This window comes from Streptomyces sp. B1866 (assembly GCF_031932565.1).
Lineage (GTDB): Bacteria > Actinomycetota > Actinomycetes > Streptomycetales > Streptomycetaceae > Streptomyces.
This window is the reverse complement of sequence record NZ_JAVSCF010000424.1, coordinates 1-3,032: the sequence shown is the minus strand read 5'-3', so window position 1 is coordinate 3,032 and position 3,032 is coordinate 1. Positions and strand designations below refer to the sequence as shown.

Here is a 3,032-nt window from a genome sequence, read left to right as displayed (position 1 = left end):
CCGCCCGCGGCCCCCGCGCCCGGCGTGCCGCACGCCCCGCGGCCCGGCGCACCGCACGCCCCCGGCCCGGCGCGCCACGGTCCGGCCGGTCCGACTGGTCCGAAAAGCGCGGGCAGCTCCCGGTATGCCACCACGCTGCACCCCACCCGGACGGCTGGCGCGGCCTAACGCTCATGGGACGTTCCCCGTACAGACAGATAGACGACGCCGGGCCCACCTCTGGCCCGCCGACAACACCGGTATGCGAGTGGCCATCGTGACCGAATCCTTTCCCCCCGACATCAACGGCGTCGCCCATTGCGCGCTGCAAACCGCCCAGCACCTTCACCGGCGCGGGCACCACCCCCTGGTGATCGCCCCGGCGGGCCCGCACGACGCGCCGGCCGACGACACCCCGTACCCGTACCCGATCGTCCGCATCCCGTCCCTGCCGCTGCCCGGCTACCCGCAGGTGCGGGTCGCACTGCCCAGCCGCCGGCTCGCCGCCGCCCTCACCTCCCACCACACGGACCTGGTCCACCTCGCCAGCCCGTTCGTCCTCGGCGCGCGTGGGATGAGCGCCGCGCTGCGGCTCGGCCTGGCGACCGTCGCCGTCTACCAGACGGACCTCGGCGGCTACGCCCGTACGTACCTGGGCGCCGGCGAGGCGGCGGCCTGGCGGCGGATACGCGCCGTGCACACCGCCGCCGACCGGACCCTCGCCCCGTCCACCGCCTCCGCCCGCGACCTGGACGAGCACCGCGTCCCGCGGGTGCGGCTGTGGCCGCGCGGCGTCGACACCGTCCGCTTCCACCCCGACCGGCGCGACCCCGAACTGCGGCGCGCCCTGGCGCCCGGAGGCGAACTGCTCGTCGGCTACGTCGGGCGGCTGGCGCCGGAGAAGTGCCTGCACCTGCTCGCGCCCCTGGACACCCTGCCCGGCGTGCGGCTGGTCGTCGTCGGCGACGGGCCGAGCGAGCCCGCGCTGCGCACCCTGATGCCCCGCGCGCACTTCCTCGGCCGCCGCACCGGCGGCGACCTCGCGCGCGTCTTCGCCTCCCTGGACGTCTTCGCGCACACCGGGCCGCAGGAGACCTTCTGCCAGACCGTGCAGGAGGCGCAGGCCAGCGGCGTGCCGGTGATCGCGCCCGCGGCCGGCGGGCCGCTGGACCTGGTCGCGCACGGCCGCACCGGCCTGCTGGTGCCGCCCGGCGACGCGGACGCGGTGCGCGACGCCGCCGCGCTGCTGGCCGCCGACCCGAGGCTGCGCGCCCGGCTCGGCCAGGCGGGCCGCGCCGCCGTGGAGGGCCGCACCTGGGAGAAGGTCGGCGACCTGCTGATCGACCACTACACCGAGGTGCTGGCGGCCCGTACGGCGGTGGCCGCGTGACCGGCGGCGCGACCCGCCCCAGGCCGCTGCGCATCGTCCGGCTGGCCAACTTCGTCACCCCCTCCTCCGGGGGCCTGCGCACCGCGCTGCGCGAACTGGGCGCCGGGTACCGGGCGGCGGGCCACGAGCCCGTCCTCGTCGTACCGGGCGCGTGCGCCTCCGACCGGATGACCGAGCAGGGCCGGGTGATCACCCTGCCCGGGCCGCGCATCCCCGGCACCGGCGGCTACCGGCTGCTGACCGACCGGCGCCGGGTGGCCGGGCTGCTCGACGCCCTGGCGCCCGACCGGCTCGAGGTCTCCGACCGCACCACCCTGCGCTGGACGGGGGAGTGGGCGCGCCGCGCCCGGGTCCCCGCGGTCATGGTCTCCCACGAGAGTGCGGACGCCGTGCTGCGCACCTGGGGCGTCCCCGACGCCGCGGTCCGGCTCGCCGCCGACCGGCTGAACGCGAAGACGGCGCTGGCGTACTCACGGGTCGTGTGCACCACGGAGTGGGCCGCGCGCGAGTTCGTGCGGATCGGCGTGCGCAACCTGCTGCACGCGCCGCTGGGCGTGGACCTGGACCACTTCCGGCCCTCCCGGTACAGCGCGGCGCTGCGCGACCGGCACGCGCGGGGCGCCGGCGTGCTGCTCGTGATGTGCTCGCGGATGTCGCCCGAGAAGCGGCCGGGCCGGGCGCTGGACGCGCTCGCCGCGCTGCTGCGGCGGGGCGTCGCCGCCACGCTGGTCGTCGCCGGCGACGGCCCGCTGCGCCCGCGCCTGACCGCCCGCGCCCGCGCCGAGGGGCTGCCGGCCGTCTTCCTCGGCCACGTCGCCGACCGCGCCGTGGTCGCCGCGCTCCAGGCCAGCGCGGACGTCGTGCTCGCGCCGGGTCCCGCGGAGACCTTCGGGCTCGCCGCGCTGGAGGCGCTGGCCTGCGGCACGCCGGTGGTCGTCAGCGAACTGTCCGCGCTGCCCGGCGTCGTCGGGTCCGCCGGCGAGACGGCCGCCGACGACGGGGACGCCTTCGCGGACGCGGTCGAGCGGGTCCTGGCGCGTCCGGAGGCCGTGCGCCGGACGGCGGCTCGCGCGCGGGCGGAGTGCTTCGGCTGGCCCGCGGCGGTCGACGCCTTCCTCGACGCGCACGAGGCGCCGCGCGCCGTCCAGCGGGCGCCCGCGCCGCTCGCGCCCGCGCCGCTCGCGCGGGAGCTGCCGCCCGTGCCCGTCCCGTCCGCCGTGCCCGCTGTGCCCGCTGTGCCCGCTGTGCCCGCGGAGTCCGCGGAGTCCGTGCCGGACGTCTCGGTTCCGGCCGCGGCGCCCGGGCCCGTACCGGCCGCGGCCGCGGTACGCCCCGGCGGCGGCCCCGCACCGGCCCTGCTGCNGTTCCGGCCGCGGCGCCCGGGCCCGTACCGGCCGCGGCCGCGGTACGCCCCGGCGGCGGCCCCGCACCGGCCCTGCTGCCCGGAGTCCCGGCGCAGCCGACGGCCGCCCGGTCGGCCGCCGCCGGGCGACCGGGCGCCGGGGAACCGCGATGAGCGGGGACGGGACGCGCCCCGCGGCAGCGCGCGGCGCCGAGGCCGTCCCGCCCGGCCCAGAGGCCGTCCTGCCCGGCCCGGAGACTGTTCTGCCCGACCCGGGGGCCTCGGGTGCCGGTCCCGCGGCGGCGCCGTCCGCCCCGGCGG

1 protein-coding gene and 1 pseudogene are annotated in these 3,032 nt (G+C 79.7%); both read left to right on the top strand.

Features of this window, described 5'->3' with window-relative positions; all coding sequences use genetic code 11:
* Positions 1-241: 241 nt before the first annotated feature.
* The gene (locus RKE29_RS28985) at positions 242-1,369 is read left to right on the top strand and encodes a glycosyltransferase family 1 protein (protein ID WP_312008685.1); all 1,128 of its coding nucleotides are present in this window, start codon (positions 242-244) and stop codon (positions 1,367-1,369) included.
* A pseudogene (locus tag RKE29_RS28980) lies at positions 1,366-2,502 on the top strand (glycosyltransferase); the annotation flags it as partial. The gene RKE29_RS28985 and the pseudogene RKE29_RS28980, both read left to right, overlap by 4 nt.
* Between the last annotated feature and the right edge of the window lie 530 nt (positions 2,503-3,032).